Source organism: Mesorhizobium sp. WSM4832, from assembly GCF_055811115.1.
Map to the genome: position 1 here is coordinate 25011 of NZ_JBVVQH010000011.1, position 17191 is coordinate 42201.

Consider the following 17191-nt stretch of genomic DNA (forward strand, 5'->3'; position numbering starts at 1 on the left):
CCCATTCACGCTGACACAAGAGGAATCATGGCATCCCTTGTTCACACAGGCTTTGTCCCAGCATGCGCGAATGCGCCGCCGCGTTCCAGCCCCTTGACGAAGACGCCGACCAGAAGCTCGACCTGACGCCAGATCTCCTCGGCCTGCCTGCTGTCCGAATTCGCCACATAGCCGCTGGTCACGATGCCATGCACGCTTGACCACAAGGTTCGGGCCGCAAGCGCGCGGCGGTCGTCGTCGAGGTCGAAATCTCCCGCCTTGAGCACGCCGGCGACGATGTCGAAGAGCGCGTCCAGCAGCGCGTCGTAGGCATCCGGGCCGGGCCGCGTGGCACGGCGGCGGTTGAAGGCAAGCACCGCCGGCCAACTGCCGGGATGCGCCTCGACGAAGCGCACATAGGCGGCGGCCATCGCCAGGATGCGATGCCGGACATCGGTCACCCCCTGCCTTTCGAGATCGGCCATGGCCGCTATGCCTGTCGCGCCGAGCCGGTCGAGCAACCGCATATTGACGGCGCGGTGCACTTCGTCGAGGTCGGCGAACAGGTTGTAGACGGATCCGACCGAAATGCCGGCTTGCTCGGCGATGGTGCGCGCTTTCAAATTGTCGGCGCCGCCCTCGTTGAGCAGTGCCTCGGCAATGGCGAGCACCTTCTCGCTCATTTCTTCCTTGTCCAGCGCCATGCTCTTTCCTGTGTTTGTGGCGGGTACCCGGGCGCCTCCCGCCTGGAATCCGTTCCATTTCGTTGCGTTTACCATGTCCAGCGCCTCATGAACAGCGTTCAAAATAGACCTTGAACAATGTTCATTTCCTGCTATGTTGACTTCGTGAACATTGTTCACACAACCAGGGAGAAGACCATGCTTAGCCTGATCAAGACATTGCTGGACGGCGCCAGCGCACGGGCCGAGGACAATCTGAAGGATCGTTTCGCGATCGACCTTCTGGCCCAGCGCATCCGCGACGCGGAGGCGGGCCTCGCCGCCGCCAAGCAGACGCTCGCCTCGCTGATCGTGCGCCAGCGTGCCGAGCAGACCAGCCTCGACCAGCTCGACCGCCGCATCGCCGATCTGGAAACCCGCACGCTGAGCGCGCTTTCCGCCAACAACCAGGCGCTTGCCGAAGGCGGCGCATCCGCAATCGCCGAACTCGAGAACGAGCGCGAGGTCCGCCGCGCCACGGTCAAAAGCCTCGGCGACAAGACCTTGCGGATGCGCCTGTCCGTCGAACAGGCACATCGCCGCATCATCGATCTCAACCAGGGCATGATTTCCGCCAGGGCAATCGATGCCGAGCGCAAGGCACAGTCGCGCCTCAACCGCTCGATCGGCCGCAGCGCAAGCATCAACGAAGCGGAGGAACTGCTGGCCCGCATCAAGGACAGCAGCGACCCGTTCGAGGAGGCCGGCATCCTCGACGAAATCGACGGCGAGCTGCGCCACGAGGCGATCCGCGAACGCCTCGCCGAAGCAGGCCACGGACCAGCCACCAAGGTGCGCGCTGAGCACGTCCTGGCACGCCTGAAGTCCCTGAACTGAACCCGCATTTTTCCCGAAACAGATCAGATCCAAGGAGCAATACGATGAACGGCAATCAGACCTACATTCTGTTCAATACGGTATCCGTGGGCGCCGCCTATTTCATGCTCGGCCTGTCGCTGTGGCTGGCGCCGGTCGACCTCTCGACCAAGGGCTACTGGGCCATGGGCGTCCTTTTGCTCACCGGCAGCCTGGTGAACCTTGTCAAGTACCGCACCGACGAACGCATCTCCGCCGAGACCACCGCCAAGATCGAGAAGGCGCGCAACGAGAAGCTGATCAGCGAATATGTCGGTAAGGATTGATCCGTCTTTCTTGACCGATCGACAACAAAAAAGCCCGGGCACTCCGGGCTTTTTCCATTGCAAGTGTAGGGCAGCGCTGGCGCTAGAGCAATTCCAGGAAAAGTGTGAGCGGTTTTCCGTCTGGAATTGCGTCAAAACAAAGAGATAGAGCGGTTCGCCGTTTCCGTGAAACGGTGAAACGCTCTAGCGCCGCGACAGCGCCTCGATCGCCTCGGCGGCGTCTTCCAAGATACTGATCGCCTCAGCCTGCTTGTCATCCGGGGCATCGGCGATGTCGCCGAGTGCTGCGCGCAGCCGCTGGCGCAGGGTGCGGAAACGGTCATGCTGCTCCGAGCGGCCGCGTCCACGCCGTCCTTCCTCGCCATCATCGCCCCAGCCGAACCACTCGCGCGCCTTGGCCATCTTGCGGCCGAACCGCTCGAGATGGTCGAGCACGCCGTCGATCATCTCGCGGTTCTCCTCGAGATGCGCCTTGCCGGTATCGGTGATCGAAAACACCTTCTTGTTGCCTTCGCTCGACGAAACCGCGTAGCCGGCTTCCTCCAGGAAGGTCAGCGTCGGATAGACCACGCCCGGGCTCGGGCTGTAGACGCCGCTGGTGCGCTCTTCCAGCGCCTTGATGATGTCGTAGCCGTGGCGCGGCGCCTCGGCCAGAAGCGACAGCGTGATCAGCTTGAGATCGCCATCGGCCAGCATGCGCCCAGCGCGGAACATGTCGCCCGGGCCGCGTCCGCCGCCCCTGCCGCCATGGCCGAACGGGCCGAAACCGCCGCCGCGGCCGCCGAATTTGCCGGCCATATGCATGAACATGCGCTCGCCGAAATGATTGTGCCCGAAGTGACCGTGTTTGTGCATGGATTGCTCCTTGAGTTATATCTTACGATACATCTTAGGTAGGCGTCAGCGTCCGGCGAGTCAAGATATATCTTACGATGTATCTCACAATGGCGCGAGCCGGATTGATTTCGTCGACATGGCCGCTAGAAGGGCAGCCGAGGGTCGAAGACCGCTCCGTAAGCGTCTGACGTCAAGCAACGCATCCAAACCCGGTCTTTCCGGGCAATTGCGCCGGGAGCCGGCCAATGGATGCCATGCGACAGACCGGATTCTTCAAGGAAAATCCAAAATGACCATGACCCGCGACCGCAGGAAACTGCCTGCGCATTACGCCGCTGTCGTCAGCCCGCTGGTGCTGTCGCTGCTGATGACCTTCATCGTCTCGTTCATCTCGACGCTGAAAAGCCTTGGGTTCCAACACGACCTGCCGACCATCTGGCTGACGGCATGGGGCCTGTCCTGGCTGGTAGCGTTTCCGACGCTGCTCCTGGTGCTGCCGGTGGTGCGCCGCATCGTCGGCTGGCTGTGCGAACCCGCGACCAGATGACTTGCCGCCAAAGGTCCGGAGATCGCTCCGGACCTTTCTAATCGCTGGTGTTCAATGGACAACGGCTACCAGCGGCCCTTGCGTCGGTTCCAGCCGTAGAGAATATCCGCGAAGCGGTCATAGGCAAAGCGCGTTAGCGGCAGCGCGGCAGGGTTGCCGAACAGGATCGCCAGCCACCCCTCGCCCGGCGTGAGCCGCCAGACCGCGATCGCCACATCGGCGCCGACCAGCAGCCGTCCTTCGGCATCGGTCGCGTGCAGCCGGCGCCGGATATCCTCCAGCGAGGCGCCGAAGGCGGAAAGCGCCTCAGGTTCGAAATTGATGTCGCGGAATTCGACGCGACCCGCCTTGACCGCTTCGATGAGCCGCCGCTTCTGGCGGTTGATGCCGGCGTCGCAGACCGGACAGCGCGTGTTGTACCAGACGGTGAGCGAAGGCTCAGGCATGGCGCGACTATCGGGGATGCGGCGCGGCTCCGCAACAGCCGCGCCGATCGCTGCTTCAGCCACTTCACCCGAGCGAGCTGATGATCTCGCGGTAGGCGAATTCCGGAAACGCCTTCATCGTCCGCGTCTTGACATTGCCGCCCGACGACAGCATCAGCGCGAAGCGGGCAAGCACCGCATCGTCCGGGGCTTCGACAATGGCGACCATGTCGCATTCGCCCATGGTCAGGTAGAATGACTTGAACGAGCCGCCCATGTCCCCCAGCAGCTTCTTGGCGGCATCGAGCCGCTTCGGCGAATCCCGCACATTCTTGGCGCCTAGTTCGGTCCAGTTGATAAGCACGATGTAGGTTGTCATGGCACACCTCCCTCCGGGGCCACGGTGCGGGCGCCTGACCGTTAACGGCCGGCGCCGGGCGGGCACCCGGTTTGTCGCCCACAAATGCATCCGACCCTGAAATTATCCTCCCGTTGGGCAGCTCCGGCAAGGCGGCATGAGAGGTAGCCGGAAATGCAAAAAGGGCGCCGAGGCGCCCTTTCAGTTTCGTGTCGTTGCGTTTCCGCTCAGCTGTCGAGGAAGCTCCGCAGCTTGCGGCTCCGGCTCGGGTGCTTGAGCTTGCGCAGAGCCTTGGCTTCGATCTGGCGGATACGCTCGCGAGTGACCGAGAACTGCTGGCCGACTTCCTCCAGCGTGTGGTCGGTGTTCATGCCGATGCCGAAGCGCATGCGCAGCACGCGCTCCTCGCGCGGCGTAAGCGAGGCAAGCACCCGTGTCGTCGTCTCGCGCAGATTGGCCTGGATCGCCGCGTCGATCGGCAGGATCGCCATCTTGTCCTCGATGAAGTCGCCGAGATGCGAATCCTCCTCGTCGCCCACGGGGGTTTCGAGCGAGATCGGCTCCTTGGCGATCTTCAGCACCTTGCGCACCTTTTCCAGCGGCATGGCGAGCTTCTCGGCCAGTTCCTCCGGCGTCGGTTCGCGGCCGATCTCGTGCAGCATCTGGCGCGAGGTGCGCACGATCTTGTTGATCGTCTCGATCATATGCACCGGAATGCGGATGGTGCGCGCCTGGTCGGCGATCGAGCGGGTGATCGCCTGCCGGATCCACCAGGTCGCGTAGGTCGAGAACTTGTAGCCGCGGCGGTACTCGAACTTATCGACCGCCTTCATCAGGCCGATATTGCCTTCCTGGATCAGGTCGAGGAACTGCAGGCCGCGGTTGGTGTATTTCTTGGCGATGGAGATGACCAGGCGCAGGTTCGCCTCGACCATTTCCTTCTTGGCGATCGCGGCCTCGCGCTCGCCCTTCTGCACCTGGTTCACGATCTTGCGGAATTCCAGGATCGAGATGGCCGTTTCGGTGGCGAGGTTCTGGATCTCGGCGCGCAGCTCCTTGATCGCGTCCTTCTCGTTCTTGGTGAACTCCTTCCAGCCGCGCGAGGTCAGGTTGGCGATCGAACGGGTCCAGTTCGGATCGAGCTCCGAACCCTGATACTCCTTGAGGAATTCCTCGCGGCGCACGCCATAGCTCTCGGCGAGGCGCAAAAGCTTGCCCTCGTTCTGCACCAGGCGCTTGTTGATGTCGTAGAGCTGCTCGACCAGCGCCTCGATGCGCGCGGCGTTGAGCGACAGCGACTTCACCGCCTTGATCAGCTGGTCCTTCAGCTCCTTCAGCCGCCGGTCCTGGCTGGGCGAGAGCGTGCCGGCCGCGGCCAGGCGGTTCTCGACCTGCTGGTCCTGCAGCTTCCTGAGCTTCTTGTAGGTATCGGCGATGACGTCGAGCGTCTCCATCACCTGGGGACGCAGTTCCGCTTCCATTGCGGCCAGCGACAGGCTCGCCTCGTCCTCGTCGTCTTCGTCTTCTTCCAGACCGCGGGTGTCGCCGCCGACATTGGTGATGTCGTCTTCTTCCTCGCGTGTCGCCGCGCGGCCGCGCGGCTTCTCCTCGGGCTTGGGCGCCTCCTCGACGCGTTCGACGACAGGCGCCTGCTTGGCTTCGGGGCCGGCATAGGTCGCCTCGAGGTCGATGATCTCGCGCAGCAGGATCTTCGATTCGTTGAGTTCGTCGCGCCAGATGATGATGGCCTGGAAGGTCAGCGGGCTTTCGCACAGACCGGCGATCATCGTTTCGCGGCCGGCCTCGATGCGCTTGGCAATGGCGATTTCGCCCTCGCGCGACAAAAGCTCGACCGAGCCCATCTCGCGCAGATACATGCGCACCGGATCGTCGGTGCGATCGGTCGGTTCTTTCTTTGCGGGTGTGGCGGCGACGGCGGTGCCGGTCTGCTCGGCCAGTTCGTTGGCGTCTTCCTCGCTGTCGCCGGCCGGCTCGGCTTCGGTCTCTTCGCCTTGTTCGTCGTCTTCGACGACGTTGATGCCCATGTCGCTGAGCATCGCATTGATGTCTTCGATGCGGTCCGGATCCGTCTCTTCCGAGGGCAGCACCGCGTTGAGCTCGTCAAGGGTGACATAGCCGCGTTTCTTCGCGGCCTTGATCATCTTCTTGACAGCATCGTCGGAAAGGTCGAGCAGAGGGCCATCGGTGGCGCCTTCGCGTTCGGTCTCGACCTCTTCCTTTTCCTTTGTCGCCATTCTTTGTCGTCTCCAAGCGGCCATGTATCGAAGCCGCGTAAAATGCCGGACCGGTCATGCTGGGCGCGCTCGCGCCAGAACGCCTTTTACCGGCCCAGTAACCGCATCATCTCTTTACTTTGGTGTATGTCGTTTGCCCCAAAACCGGGTTTCCATTTTTGGGCGACATGCATTAAGTCCAGATTAACCGTGATATCTGGAGCAAGCACTTTGCCTGTCCAGCCATCACCTGTACCTCGCATGGCTCGAATTTCCGCCGACGCCGGGGCACGGTTAACGTTTCGAATCGTCCTGATTCCGCCAATCTGCCAGAAGGTCAAGCGCCTCTGGCATGATTCGCATGAAAAAAGCGAATCAATTACCCGACTTAGAGGCGTCGATTCGACGCGCTGCGCATTTCCACTTCGCTTTTTGGGAGCAGTTCGACCCTAAACGCGTCCGACCCTGCCCGACGAGACGCCGAACCCTTCGATCAGCGCTTCCGTTGCCTGCACATCATTGAATTGCGCTTGAATCTCGACGAGATGCCGGAAGTTTTCGTCCGAAGGGTCTGCATCGAGCGCCGCCTGCGCCTGTTTCAGCTCTCTATGTAAGGTGCGAGCGCTGCGCTGCAAGTGCAGCGCTTGGTTGAAGGCGTCGCGGGCATCGTCGAGCGCCGCGGTTTCGAGCGCCGGCCACTGCCGCGCGCGCTTGATCAGTTCCACCGCCCGCCCCCAGATGCCGCCGCAGCCGGCGCGCTCGATGGTGGCGATAACCGCGCCGCGATCGTCGGCTGCGTCATGCGCCATCGCGTCGAGGATGGCGACATGGAGCTTGCGCAAATCCGAATTGGCAAGGTCGAGGAATTCGACATGCGCGAAATTCTCATCGATCAGCGCCGGATGGTTGACCAGCGCCACGATGATCGTCGCCTCGCGCACCGACATCCCTTCGCTGCCACGCTTGACCAGCGCCGAACGCCCCAAGCTCTCGGTGATCGCGGCGCGCGCGCCGATCCCGCCGCCTTTCGCGAACTGCCCGCCGGGTGCTGGCTTCTTCTGCCCCGGTTTCCAATCCTGACGACCCTGCCGAACATTGCGCTGGGCGCCGAAGAAATTCCGCACCCGCTCGTCCATTGCCTGCTGGTAGTAATAGCGCACGCTCTCGTCGCGAATGCGGCTGGTCAACTCCCGCAGCGTCTTTTGCAACTCCGCCCGCCGCTCCGGTGTGTCGAAGACACCGCCCGCCGTCTCGCGCATCCACAACAGTTCGTCCAGCGGCCGCGCGTCGGCAAGCACGGCGCGGAACGCGTCCGGTCCCTCGGCCTTGACCAGATCGTCGGGGTCCTTGCCTTCCGGCAGCAACGCAAAGCGCGCCCGGCGCCCGGCCTGCACCGACGGCAGCGCCAGATCCGCGGCGCGCCATGCCGCTTTCAGCCCGGCCTGGTCGCCATCGAAGCACAGCATCGGCTCGGGCGCCATGCGCCACAAAAGCTCGAGCTGGTTTTCGGTGAGCGCTGTGCCGAGCGGCGCCACCGCATTCTCGAAGCCGGCCTGCGCCAGCGCGATCACGTCCATATAGCCCTCGACGGCAATCACCGTGCCGCCTTTCGCGAGCGTCTTGCGAGCGCGAGCGAAATTATAGAGCACATTGCCCTTGTGGAAGAGCTCGGTATCCGGCGAGTTCATGTATTTGGCCAGCGCATCCGGCCCCAGCGCCCGCCCGCCGAAGGCGATGATCTTGCCGCGCGAATCGGGGATGGGAAACATGATGCGGTCGCGGAACCAGTCGTAGGAGACCGGGATGTCGTCGCCGTGCCGTACCAGCCCGCAGGCCTCGATATCGGCCTTCGGCACGCCTTTTGCCGCAAGGTGTTCCTTCAGCGCGTTGCGGCTGTCGGGCGCGTAGCCCAGCCGGAACGATTGCTGCGTCGCCGGTGTCAACCCACGGTCGCGCAGATACGCGCGCGCCTTGGCGCCCTCGGGTCCTTGCAGCCGCTCCTGGAAGAAGGCAGTCGCCATTTCCATCACGTCGGTCAGGCTGGCGCGTTCCTTCTCGCGCCGTTCTTCCTGGGCGTCGCGCACCGGCATCGGCACGCCGGCCATCTCGGCGACCTTTTCGACCGCCTCGGGAAAGCTTACTCCCTCGAGCTCGGTCAGGAACTTGAAATGGTCGCCCGACGCCGAGCAGCCGAAACAGTGGTAGCGGCCCTTCTTGTCCTCGCAGTGGAAGGACGGGCTTTTCTCGCCGTGGAACGGGCAGCACGCCCAATAGTCGCCCCGCGATGCATTGGTCTTCTTTCTGTCCCATGCGACGCGCAAGCCGATCAAGGATGAAATCGGCACGCGGTCGCGTATCTCGTCGAGGAAGGCAGGCGGAAAGCGCATCGGGAAACTCGTTTGCCCTCCATATAATCAAGCCGACCGGGCGCGGCGACTCTGTCCGGCCCATCGTACCCGCTTTTCCCCATCGTACCCGCTTTTCGCAAGACGAAAAGAAGGCGGCCAGGCGGCCGCCTTCTGCTGGATTTCCGGATTGTCGCGGATTACTGCGTCGCGATCGCGCCGAAGATGATGCCGGAGAGGATGCTGACCAGCACATAATCGTTGCCGACGCGGATCCACTCCTGGCCGGGGCCGGGGCGGCGCAGGCCGTAGCGGTTCCAGTCGCGGACCGGCTGGTGACGCCTCCAGTTGGAATATCTCTGGCCGCTGCGCCAATGGCTGCGCTTGACGATGACCTTCTTCTTCACGACTCGCTTGTCGACATGCCTGCCGGGCTTCTGCCAGTCGACCTGCGTGTAGTTCGACTGGGACGCGCTCGGCTGGGCGAGCGGCGCGGCCTGGCCGGAAAAGGCCGAGGCGGCCAGCATCGAGGCGGTGACGGCGGAAAGTATGAGACGCTTCATGGTCGGTGCTCCTTGGTTGTCGATAGGCAGGAGATAACCGGACCAGCATGAACCGAAACTGAACGTCTTGATTACAATTCTGTAATGATTTCCAATGCTTATAAAAGCAACTTCAACAACTTGCATGAGCTGGACCGACATTCTGCCTGGCGCCCGCGCGATATTGCCGCTCGATCCGCCTCCCGCATGCAACCAATGCGCCTTTCGTCCATTTCCGACACACGCCGTCGTGCGCCGAACGTCGGCAAAATCAGGCATAATTTATTACCCGGCTAAAATTGTTTGGAGTAATCTCGGCCCCTGAAATGCTTGCGATTCGTGCCCTTTCCCCCTTCCCTGCCGCCTCATCGCGAGGCCGGGCATGAGCGGCTCCGTTGTCCTTCTGCACCTTGCCGGCGCGGTGGCGCTGATGCTTTTTGCTACGCGCCTGGTGAAGACCGGCGTCGAGCGTGCCTATGGCGACGTGCTGCGCCACAAGCTGCGGGCCACCATGCGCAATCCGATCATGGCGGTACTGGCCGGCTGCGGGCTGGCGATTGCGCTGCAGAGTTCCACCGCGGTGACGCTGCTGGTCGGCTCCTTCGCCGGCGCCGGTATCGTCTCCGGCGCGGCGGGGCAATTGGCAGTGCGCGGCGCCGAGATCGGCTCGGCGCTGGTGGTCAAGCTCTTGACCTTCGACCTGTCGCTTCTGGTGCCGATCTGCCTCGTCGCCGGCACCGTCATGTTCATGGCCACCGAGCGGCGCAACTGGCGCCAGTTCGGCCGTATCCTCGTCGGCATCGGCCTGCTTCTGCTCTCGCTGGAGATGATCGGCCAGGCTTCGGAGCCGCTGCGTCAGAGCACGCTGATGCCGATGATCGTCAACTATTTCTCCGGCGATTTCGTCACCGCCTATCTTCTCGCCGCCCTGATCACCTGGCTATTCCATTCCTCGATCGCCGCCGTGCTGTTGATGGTGACGCTGGCCGGCCGCGGTTTCATCCCGCCTGAACTCGGCATCGTGCTGGTGCTCGGCGTCAATCTCGGCTCCTCGATCATCGCGCCGTTGCTTACCCGCAACGCCGATCCGGGCGTGCGCGTCGTGCCGGTCGGCAACCTCCTGATGCGCGGCATGGGCTCGCTGGTCATGCTCATCCTGTTCATGGCGCTGAAGCCGCCGGTCGGCTTTCTCGGCGCGACCGGGCCGGACCAGATCGTCAACGCCCATATCCTGTTCAACGTGATCATCCTGCTTGCCGGGCTGCCGCTCGCCGGCCTGGTCTATCGCGCTTCCGAGAAGATCGTGGCGCTCGGCACCGGGCCAGCGCCGGCAGCGCTCGATGTCGTCGAATTGTCGGCGCTGAACGAGAGCGCACTCGACACGCCGAGCCAGGCGCTGGCCAACGCCGCGCGCGAGGTGGTGCGGGTCTGCGAGACGGTCGAGATCATGCTGAAGCGTATCATCGAGCTTTATGAGAGCGCAGACAGCGACAAGATCAAGGCGCTTGCGGCGCTCGACGACCGTGTCGACAGAAAGCACGCGGCGATAAAGCTCTATCTCGCCAAGGTCACCAAGAACCCCTTGAGCGAGGACGAGGCGCTGCGCTGCCAAGAGCTGATCGGCGCCTGCGTCAAGCTGGAGCAGGTCGGCGACATCATCGTGCGCAACATGCTGGTGCATGTCAGGAAGAAGCTGGAGCGCGGGCTGGAATTCACACCCGAGGGCTGGCGCGAGCTTTGCGCCTTCCATGCCTCGGTGCTGGCCAACGCGCGGCTTGCCTTCAACGTGCTCGTCTCGCGCGATCCGGAAACCGCACGCCAGCTGGTGCTGGAGAAGGACCTGCTGCGAGAGCGCGAGAAAGAGACCAGCGCGAGCCACTTTGTACGATTGCGCGACGGCACCGCCAAGAGCGTCGAGACCAGCTCGATCCACCTCGACACCATCCGCGACCTGAAGCAGATAAATTCGCTGCTTGCCTCCATGGCCTACCCGGTGCTGGAGGAGCGCGGCCTGCTCGGCGGCTCGCGGTTGAAGGCCAGCTAGGGCAATTCAGGAAAAGTGTGGAACGGTCAGGCTCGGCGGCTTCGCCGTAGCCTTCCGCCCGGAAAGCAGGCAGACAGAGCCGTCGCATCGGCCGCGCCCTCACGCCGGACCGAACAAAATCTTTGCCCATCCTCGCTCCTGTCGGCTAAGGATCGCCCGAGGACCTGTTAGGAGGACGATCGGTCGATGGACACGCATTCGCGCAGCTTCGTCAAGGCGCTTTCGTGGCGCGCCACCGGCACGATCGACACGATGATCATATCGCTGGTGGTCACCGGCAGCATCAAGCTCGCGGCCACGATCGGGCTCACCGAAGTCCTCACCAAGTCGCTGCTTTACTATCTGCACGAGCGGGCCTGGCTGAAGATCCCATATGGGCGCAAAACGCCCATCTGATGCGTGTCGCGCAAAAGCGTGCCGGCGGTTTTGCGAACACGGCATGCACAAAAAGGCCTAACGCGCGACGCGCTTCAGGCCCGACGCTCAAGAAAAGCTAAAGCGGCATCGACAATTTCTGCATTGCCGGACCGGCCCAAGCGTGGTTTGAGGCGTGCATTCCTCGCATACGTTTTGAAGCATGCTGCCACTGATTGCCCTTTTCCTTGCCGCCTTCGCCTTCGGCACAACCGAATTCGTCATCGCCGGCGTGCTGCCCGAGGTGGCGCAGGGCCTTGGCGTTTCGATACCGACCGCCGGCTATCTCGTCTCCGGCTATGCCTGCGGCATTGCCATCGGCGGCCCGCTGCTGGCTTTAGCCACCAGCAAGGTTTCGCGTAAGACGTTGCTGATTGGGCTGACAATTGCGTTCACCCTTGGCCAGGCGGCCTGCGCGCTGGCGCCCGATTTCACCTCGATGCTTTTTCTGCGCGTCGCGATCGCGGTCGCGCATGGCGCCTATTTCGGCGTCGCCATGGTGGTTGCTGTCAGCCTGGTGCGCGAGGACCAGCGCGGCAGGGCAGTCGCGGTGATCCTGTCCGGCCTGACGGTTTCCAATGTCATCGGCGTGCCGGCCGGCACCGCGATCGGCAGCCTGTGGGGCTGGCGCGCGACCTTCTGGGTGATGGGCGCACTGGGCATCGTCGCGATTTTCGCCATGCTGGCGCTGTTGCCCCGCACTGCCGGCGCCGCCAACCGGCCGGCTGGCCTGGCCCGGGAGGTCCGCGTGCTTGGCCGCCAGCAGGTCTGGACGTCGTTGATCCTCATGCTGATGCTGATGATCGGCCAGTTCGGCCTCTTCACCTACATCACGCCGACCCTGATCGAGGTCACCGGCCTCGACGAAAGCCTGATCCCCTGGGTGCTGCTGCTCAACGGCGTCGGCGCCACGATCGGCGTCTTTGTCGGTGGCAAGCTTGCCGACTGGAAGCTGATGCCGTCTCTGATCGCCATGCTTGCCCTGCAGGCGGTGACGCTGGGCGTCATCCATCTTGTCAGCCCTTACCCGGCGCCGATGATCGTCGCCATCATCATCTGGGGTGGTCTCAACTTCGCCATCGGCGCTCCGATCCAGACGCGCATCCTCGCCTGGACGGCCGACGCCTCCAACCTCGCCTCCTCGCTGATCCCGTCCGGCTTCAATGTCGGCATCGCGCTCGCCGCATCGCTTGGCGCGGCGATGCTCAATGCCGGCTACGGCTATCGCAGCCTGCCGCTCGCCGGCGCCTTGGCCATGCTGGTGGCGGTGGTGGTGGCTGTCGCCTCGCAGGCCTGGGAATGGCGCAGCCGCGCGATGCCGCCGCTGCCAGCGGCAGCGGAGTAGCCGAGAGCGTTTCAGGGAAGCGGCAGGGCGCTCTATCTCTTTGCTTTACGCAATTTTGGACGGAAACCGGGACACACGTTTCCTGGAATTGCTTTTAAAGATCGATCCGGAACCTGAGGCTTTCGGCGCCGCCATAGGCGGCGTCCTCGAAGAAGCGGCCGACCAGCCTGCCGCCATTGGCTGTTATCACCCTGTGCGAGGCCGGGTTGCCCGGCTTGGCAGTGATCTCGACATGGTCGAGGCCGACCGCCCTCGCCTCGTCCAGCATCAGCCGCAGCGCCTCGGTCGCATAGCCGCGGCCCCGCTTCCAGGGCACCACGGCATAGCCGATATGGCCAAGCACATGTGAAGGCAGCGCCGACGTGCCCTTCTGCCAGCGAAAGCCGATCGAGCCGGCGGCCTCGCCATCCCAGATCCAGCGCCGGAAGCCCGGCAGCCGCGCGACCTTGGTGCCGTCGGGCAGAGTGACGGGCGGTCCCTTGGCTTCGGGGTCGTCGAGGCTGTCAAGAAATTCGACAGGATCCTTCTCGATCGCCTCAAGCTGCTCGCGCGTCGCCTCCATGAGCCGAACATTGTCGGGCGACCACCCGCGCTCCAGCGCCGCCTTGTAGGACGGCAAATGTTCGAGCGCGGGTTTGACGATTTCGATCATGGTTCGTTTCCCCGTCGGGATCGGCAGACATAACCGCGGGATAGATCGCTCTCAAGTCGCCTGAAACTGGATTTCACCCCTGTTCAGGAAACAGGCCTTGTCGAACAGTGACAGGTCCAGCGGGTTCGGCAGCCGGATATCGCCAATATCCGGGAACGGTTTCCTGGCGGAATCATATGACCTGTCGACCTGCGAAATGAAGACCAGCACCAGTCCGCGTTCCCGGGCAAACGACTTCAAAGCGCGGACCTGGACCATGAGCTCGGGATTCTCCCGCTTCTGGTCGAGCAGCTGCAGATAGTCGATGACCGCCAGCGTGCCGCGCGGCGCCGACCGCAACGTCTCGATGATGTAGCCGGCACTGATGGCGTCGGAATTGTCGAACTCGAACAAGTGGTCGAAATCGGCAGGGTCGGCCCCGATGTCGCGGAACCGGTCCAGGATGTCGGCATGCATATATTCCAGGGTGAAGAACACAGCGCGATTGCCTTGCTTCATGGCCGTCACGGCGAGTTCGAGGCTCATTAGCGTCTTGCCTTGGCCCGGCCGCGCCGCCACGAGGACCATGTCGCCGGGCATCAGCCGCGCCAACAGCCTCCCGGCGGGCGCAGCCTCGGCGGCTTTGGCCGCAAGCAGGCTCCAGCTGCCAAAACCTTCCTTGGCGGCAACGCGGTCGAGCGCCTGGTGAAGGGGAACATTCTCCCTGCGGGACAGTAGCTTCGCCTGACGCTTCAGATGATAGACGGGTGCGGAAAGGCGCATCGAAAAACCTCCTGCCGCGAGCAGTCTTCGCAACCCCTCCTTATGCCTGGCGCCCGAACAGTTGGTTGAGTGATCGACAGCCCTGCATGAACAATGCTTTCCCGATAGAGGGAGGAGGCGTGGGCGCGCCGAATCGAATGATACCGCAATTTTCGCTGGCGCAAAAATCGCGGATGTCCGGGCAGCCAGTGTCATGTTGCCGGGGTCGCCAGCCCCTCCACCAATGTGTTCAAAGCCGCATCCAACGGGGCCGATCCCACCTTCTCGGGCACCAGGAGCCCATCGATCGCAAGCATGGTCATGCCGTGAACGAGCCCCCACCAGGTCGCCGCCTGACCTTCTATCGGCCGCTTGCGAATGCTCCCCGCGGCCTGGCCGCGCCGGAGGATTTCGAGCGCCACATCGAAGACCGCGAGCGCCCGCTCACTGAGATGCATCCCCGCGGCTTTCTCCTCCCCTGCGCTGAACATCAGGCGATAGAGAGCCGGGTTGTCCGTTCCGAACGCGACGTAGGCATGAGCTACCGGAGTAATTTCGTCGCGCAGAGATTTGGGCGCCTTGGGCTTGGCTGCCGATAAGGACTCGCGCAGCCGGTCGAAGCCAATCACAGCAAGCTCGGCAAGCAGCGCAGCCTTGTCGGGGAAGTGTTTGTACGGTGCCGCGTGGCTTACACCGGCCCGGCGGGCGACTTCCCGCAGCGTGAACTGCCAGTTCTTCTCCTCCTGAAGCATATCCAACGCCGTCTCGATGACCGCGCGACGGAGATCGCCGTGGTGATAGGGGCGGTTGGTTGGGTCCTGCATGGATGCCCTCAAAAGTTTCTTGCGGATACATTGTTGACAGTGACTACTTAAGCGCCTATGTCAAGGGCATAAGTTTCCCCTGTCTACATCGGAGTGGGCGGCACATGACCACCGACACATCGTTGCCGCTACGCGGCTCATGCGAATGCGGCGCCTGCTCGTTCGAGGTGCATGCCTCGCCGAAAGCCAGGTTCCGGTGCCACTGCCTGATCTGCCAAGCCTTCAACGGCAAACCGTTCGCGGATGTGGTCGCCGTTCGCGCCGGGGATGTCGAGCTGAAAAACGCCGGCAACATCTCATTCAAGAAATACCGCCCGCCGCCGAACTTCAATCGCGGTGTCTGCCGAACTTGCGGCAAACCCGTTGTCGAGGTTGCGGGCGTCGGGCCGTTCAAGGTGATCTTCATCCCGGCCGGCAACTTCGAGCCCGAGGTCCGGCTGCCGCCGGTTCGGATCGACATATTCTATCACCGTCGTGCGCTGGACATGCCCGATAGCTTGCCCAAATACAGCGGCTATTTCGCGAGCCAGATGGCGATCGGGAAAATGATCATGAGCGGCTTGTGAAGTGGCGAGGCGATCTATTTGGCGAAGCGTGAACCGATCGCTCCACTAGGCTTGAACTAGAAGTGTTTCGCCGATTGGCACGAGACGTTTTATGATCGCATCAGGGTGATTCCCGACAACGCTTCGAGAGGGGGAACTGAGCTGGTGCGGTTGAGATCTGTTCCGCTGGGTGCGGCTGTGCTTTGCCTCCTCGCCGTTGCCGTCGCCCTGACGATGTCGGTTCGATCTTTCGCGGCCTTGCAACCCTCAACCATTCCAGCCTGGCTGCAGGCCCATGTCGGCGATGGCGAGGGCCAGATCTCGCAGGTCGTGCTGGAGCGGGCGCGCGCGCTTTACCAGAAGAAAGCCAGCGATGGTTCGGTCAGCAATCCCTGCTACTTCGCCATGGATGCCACGCGCCCCGGCGATCTGGGCAACAGCGTGCTTGGCCAGCGCTACTATATCATCTGCGAAGCCAAACAGCTCTTCCGCGCGGTTTCCTCGGGCCATGGCGGCGGCCGCAACTTGAAGGGCGTCGCCGATTTCTCCAACGGCAGGCGTTGCGCGAAAAACTTCAGCAACGCGATGGACTCCGAGCTGACGGCCGGCGGTGCCTACATCACCGCCGAGACCAAGACGTCCTTCAAGGGCTACTACCGGGTCGGCGCGCAGAACGCGGTATTCATGCGCAGCTTCATCCAATTCGACGGCGAAGGCGAAGCGGCCAATGCCAGGCAGCGCGTGATCGGCGGGCATCCTGCTGCCTTGCTCAGGGGCATGTGCCTGCGCAAAGATCCGAACAGCTCATACGCCGATCATGACGGCTTTGTCCTGTTCGGCAAGCTGGTGAATTATGCCGGCGGCCGCAGCAATGGCTGCACCAGCTGGTCGCCGGCCGATGCCGAGCAGATCATCCCCATCGTGAAGAACAAACCGACGACGCTCTACATCTATCCGGAATCGCGCGATATCGCCGCTGTCGCCCGGGCGAAGGCCGCCAGACAATCGCTGTCAGGCGCCGGTCTCTATTGGAATGCATCCTGCCTGAAGGAGATCGGCTCGCCAAAATTCTGGCCGAAGAAGACGCTTGAGCCGATCATCGCGCAGTACAAGAAGGATCACCCGCTGCCGCCGCCGCAGCCGGTGCCGATCTGCAAGGGTCCGTGAGGTTTCCAATGGACGCGTGCCTTCAACGCGGCGAACCTATTGAAGCAATCCCTTGACGATGGCGCTTTGGCTTGGCCAAGCTCCTCCGGCCGTCACCGCCCGCGCCCGTTCGCTTGCAAACATCGTCAGGTTCCACTCCGATCGGAATTCGTCGTACCGTAGGATGTAGAGCCCGCCATCGCTGCCTTTGACCTTGCAGTAGCGGTAATCGGCACCAAACCATTGGTCGATCATCTCGAAAACATCCACCGGGTCGCCGTTGAGGCAGAACCTGCGGGGCACTTCGATGCCGCGGTCTTTGTGGGTTTCGACCTCGATCCGCATACGC

The 17191-nt window shown here is 63.0% G+C and carries 19 protein-coding genes; 8 read left to right on the top strand and 11 right to left on the bottom strand.

Features of this window, described 5'->3' with window-relative positions:
- Window positions 1–41 precede the first annotated feature (41 nt).
- Window positions 42–683 (bottom strand): TetR/AcrR family transcriptional regulator, encoded by a 642-nt coding sequence (locus AC0L2L_RS16785; protein WP_473579698.1) that lies wholly within the window; start codon window positions 681–683, stop codon window positions 42–44.
- A gap of 177 nt (window positions 684–860) precedes the next feature.
- Between AC0L2L_RS16785 and AC0L2L_RS16790 the strand changes: the two genes are divergently transcribed.
- Window positions 861–1538 (top strand): PspA/IM30 family protein, encoded by a 678-nt coding sequence (locus tag AC0L2L_RS16790; protein WP_473579699.1) that lies wholly within the window; start codon window positions 861–863, stop codon window positions 1536–1538.
- Window positions 1539–1582: 44 nt separating this feature from the next.
- Window positions 1583–1843: a YiaA/YiaB family inner membrane protein gene (locus tag AC0L2L_RS16795; protein WP_027168202.1), complete on the top strand. Its 261-nt coding sequence runs from the start codon at window positions 1583–1585 to the stop codon at window positions 1841–1843.
- A gap of 183 nt (window positions 1844–2026) precedes the next feature.
- Here the strand turns inward: AC0L2L_RS16795 and AC0L2L_RS16800 are convergent, their stop codons facing one another.
- Window positions 2027–2698 (bottom strand): PadR family transcriptional regulator, encoded by a 672-nt coding sequence (locus tag AC0L2L_RS16800; protein ID WP_473579700.1) that lies wholly within the window; start codon window positions 2696–2698, stop codon window positions 2027–2029.
- A gap of 271 nt (window positions 2699–2969) precedes the next feature.
- Between AC0L2L_RS16800 and AC0L2L_RS16805 the strand changes: the two genes are divergently transcribed.
- Entirely contained in the window at window positions 2970–3227 is a 258-nt protein-coding gene (locus AC0L2L_RS16805) for a DUF2798 domain-containing protein (protein WP_473579701.1), read from the top strand.
- A gap of 65 nt (window positions 3228–3292) precedes the next feature.
- Here the strand turns inward: AC0L2L_RS16805 and AC0L2L_RS16810 are convergent, their stop codons facing one another.
- From AC0L2L_RS16810 to AC0L2L_RS16830, 5 genes are all read right to left on the bottom strand, one after another.
- The gene (locus AC0L2L_RS16810) at window positions 3293–3673 is read right to left on the bottom strand and encodes a thiol-disulfide oxidoreductase DCC family protein (protein ID WP_473579702.1); all 381 of its coding nucleotides are present in this window, start codon (window positions 3671–3673) and stop codon (window positions 3293–3295) included.
- 64 nt (window positions 3674–3737) lie between these two features.
- A complete protein-coding gene (locus tag AC0L2L_RS16815) occupies window positions 3738–4031 on the bottom strand; it encodes a GYD domain-containing protein (RefSeq protein WP_473579703.1) in 294 nt (97 codons plus the stop codon).
- Window positions 4032–4237: 206 nt separating this feature from the next.
- Window positions 4238–6265: an RNA polymerase sigma factor RpoD gene (rpoD, locus tag AC0L2L_RS16820; RefSeq protein WP_473579704.1), complete on the bottom strand. Its 2028-nt coding sequence runs from the start codon at window positions 6263–6265 to the stop codon at window positions 4238–4240.
- A gap of 428 nt (window positions 6266–6693) precedes the next feature.
- Window positions 6694–8631, bottom strand: coding sequence for a DNA primase (gene dnaG / locus AC0L2L_RS16825; protein WP_473579705.1), 1938 nt, complete (start codon window positions 8629–8631; stop codon window positions 6694–6696).
- Window positions 8632–8789: 158 nt separating this feature from the next.
- On the bottom strand, window positions 8790–9152 hold the full coding sequence (locus AC0L2L_RS16830; protein WP_473579706.1) for an RcnB family protein: 363 nt from the start codon (window positions 9150–9152) through the stop codon (window positions 8790–8792).
- 361 nt (window positions 9153–9513) lie between these two features.
- Here AC0L2L_RS16830 and AC0L2L_RS16835 point away from each other — a divergent pair, with 361 nt between their 5' ends.
- The 3 genes from AC0L2L_RS16835 to AC0L2L_RS16845 all read left to right on the top strand — a co-directional run bounded on the left by AC0L2L_RS16835 (window position 9514) and on the right by AC0L2L_RS16845 (window position 12934).
- On the top strand, window positions 9514–11175 hold the full coding sequence (locus AC0L2L_RS16835; protein ID WP_473579707.1) for a Na/Pi cotransporter family protein: 1662 nt from the start codon (window positions 9514–9516) through the stop codon (window positions 11173–11175).
- A gap of 186 nt (window positions 11176–11361) precedes the next feature.
- A complete protein-coding gene (locus AC0L2L_RS16840) occupies window positions 11362–11571 on the top strand; it encodes a DUF2061 domain-containing protein (protein WP_473579708.1) in 210 nt (69 codons plus the stop codon).
- Between the two features lie 181 nt (window positions 11572–11752).
- Complete coding sequence (locus tag AC0L2L_RS16845; RefSeq protein ID WP_473579709.1) at window positions 11753–12934, top strand: MFS transporter; 1182 nt, start codon at window positions 11753–11755, stop codon at window positions 12932–12934.
- A 94-nt stretch (window positions 12935–13028) separates the two neighbouring features.
- Here AC0L2L_RS16845 and AC0L2L_RS16850 read toward each other — a convergent pair whose 3' ends face one another.
- From AC0L2L_RS16850 to AC0L2L_RS16860, 3 genes are all read right to left on the bottom strand, one after another.
- Window positions 13029–13586 (bottom strand): GNAT family N-acetyltransferase, encoded by a 558-nt coding sequence (locus AC0L2L_RS16850; RefSeq protein WP_473579710.1) that lies wholly within the window; start codon window positions 13584–13586, stop codon window positions 13029–13031.
- Window positions 13587–13637: 51 nt separating this feature from the next.
- A complete protein-coding gene (locus AC0L2L_RS16855; RefSeq protein WP_473579855.1) occupies window positions 13638–14348 on the bottom strand; it encodes a DNA helicase in 711 nt (236 codons plus the stop codon).
- A 191-nt stretch (window positions 14349–14539) separates the two neighbouring features.
- A complete protein-coding gene (locus tag AC0L2L_RS16860; RefSeq protein WP_473579711.1) occupies window positions 14540–15151 on the bottom strand; it encodes a TetR/AcrR family transcriptional regulator in 612 nt (203 codons plus the stop codon).
- A gap of 104 nt (window positions 15152–15255) precedes the next feature.
- Here AC0L2L_RS16860 and AC0L2L_RS16865 point away from each other — a divergent pair, with 104 nt between their 5' ends.
- Together AC0L2L_RS16865 and AC0L2L_RS16870 are read left to right on the top strand one after the other, a co-directional pair.
- Window positions 15256–15717, top strand: coding sequence for a GFA family protein (locus AC0L2L_RS16865; protein WP_473579712.1), 462 nt, complete (start codon window positions 15256–15258; stop codon window positions 15715–15717).
- A 144-nt stretch (window positions 15718–15861) separates the two neighbouring features.
- Window positions 15862–16863, top strand: coding sequence for a hypothetical protein (locus AC0L2L_RS16870; RefSeq protein ID WP_473579713.1), 1002 nt, complete (start codon window positions 15862–15864; stop codon window positions 16861–16863).
- A 36-nt stretch (window positions 16864–16899) separates the two neighbouring features.
- On the opposite strand, the gene AC0L2L_RS16875 is transcribed toward AC0L2L_RS16870, so the two are convergent.
- Window positions 16900–17187, bottom strand: a complete 288-nt coding sequence (locus AC0L2L_RS16875) for a hypothetical protein (protein WP_473579714.1) — start codon at window positions 17185–17187, stop codon at window positions 16900–16902.
- Window positions 17188–17191: the final 4 nt, after the last annotated feature.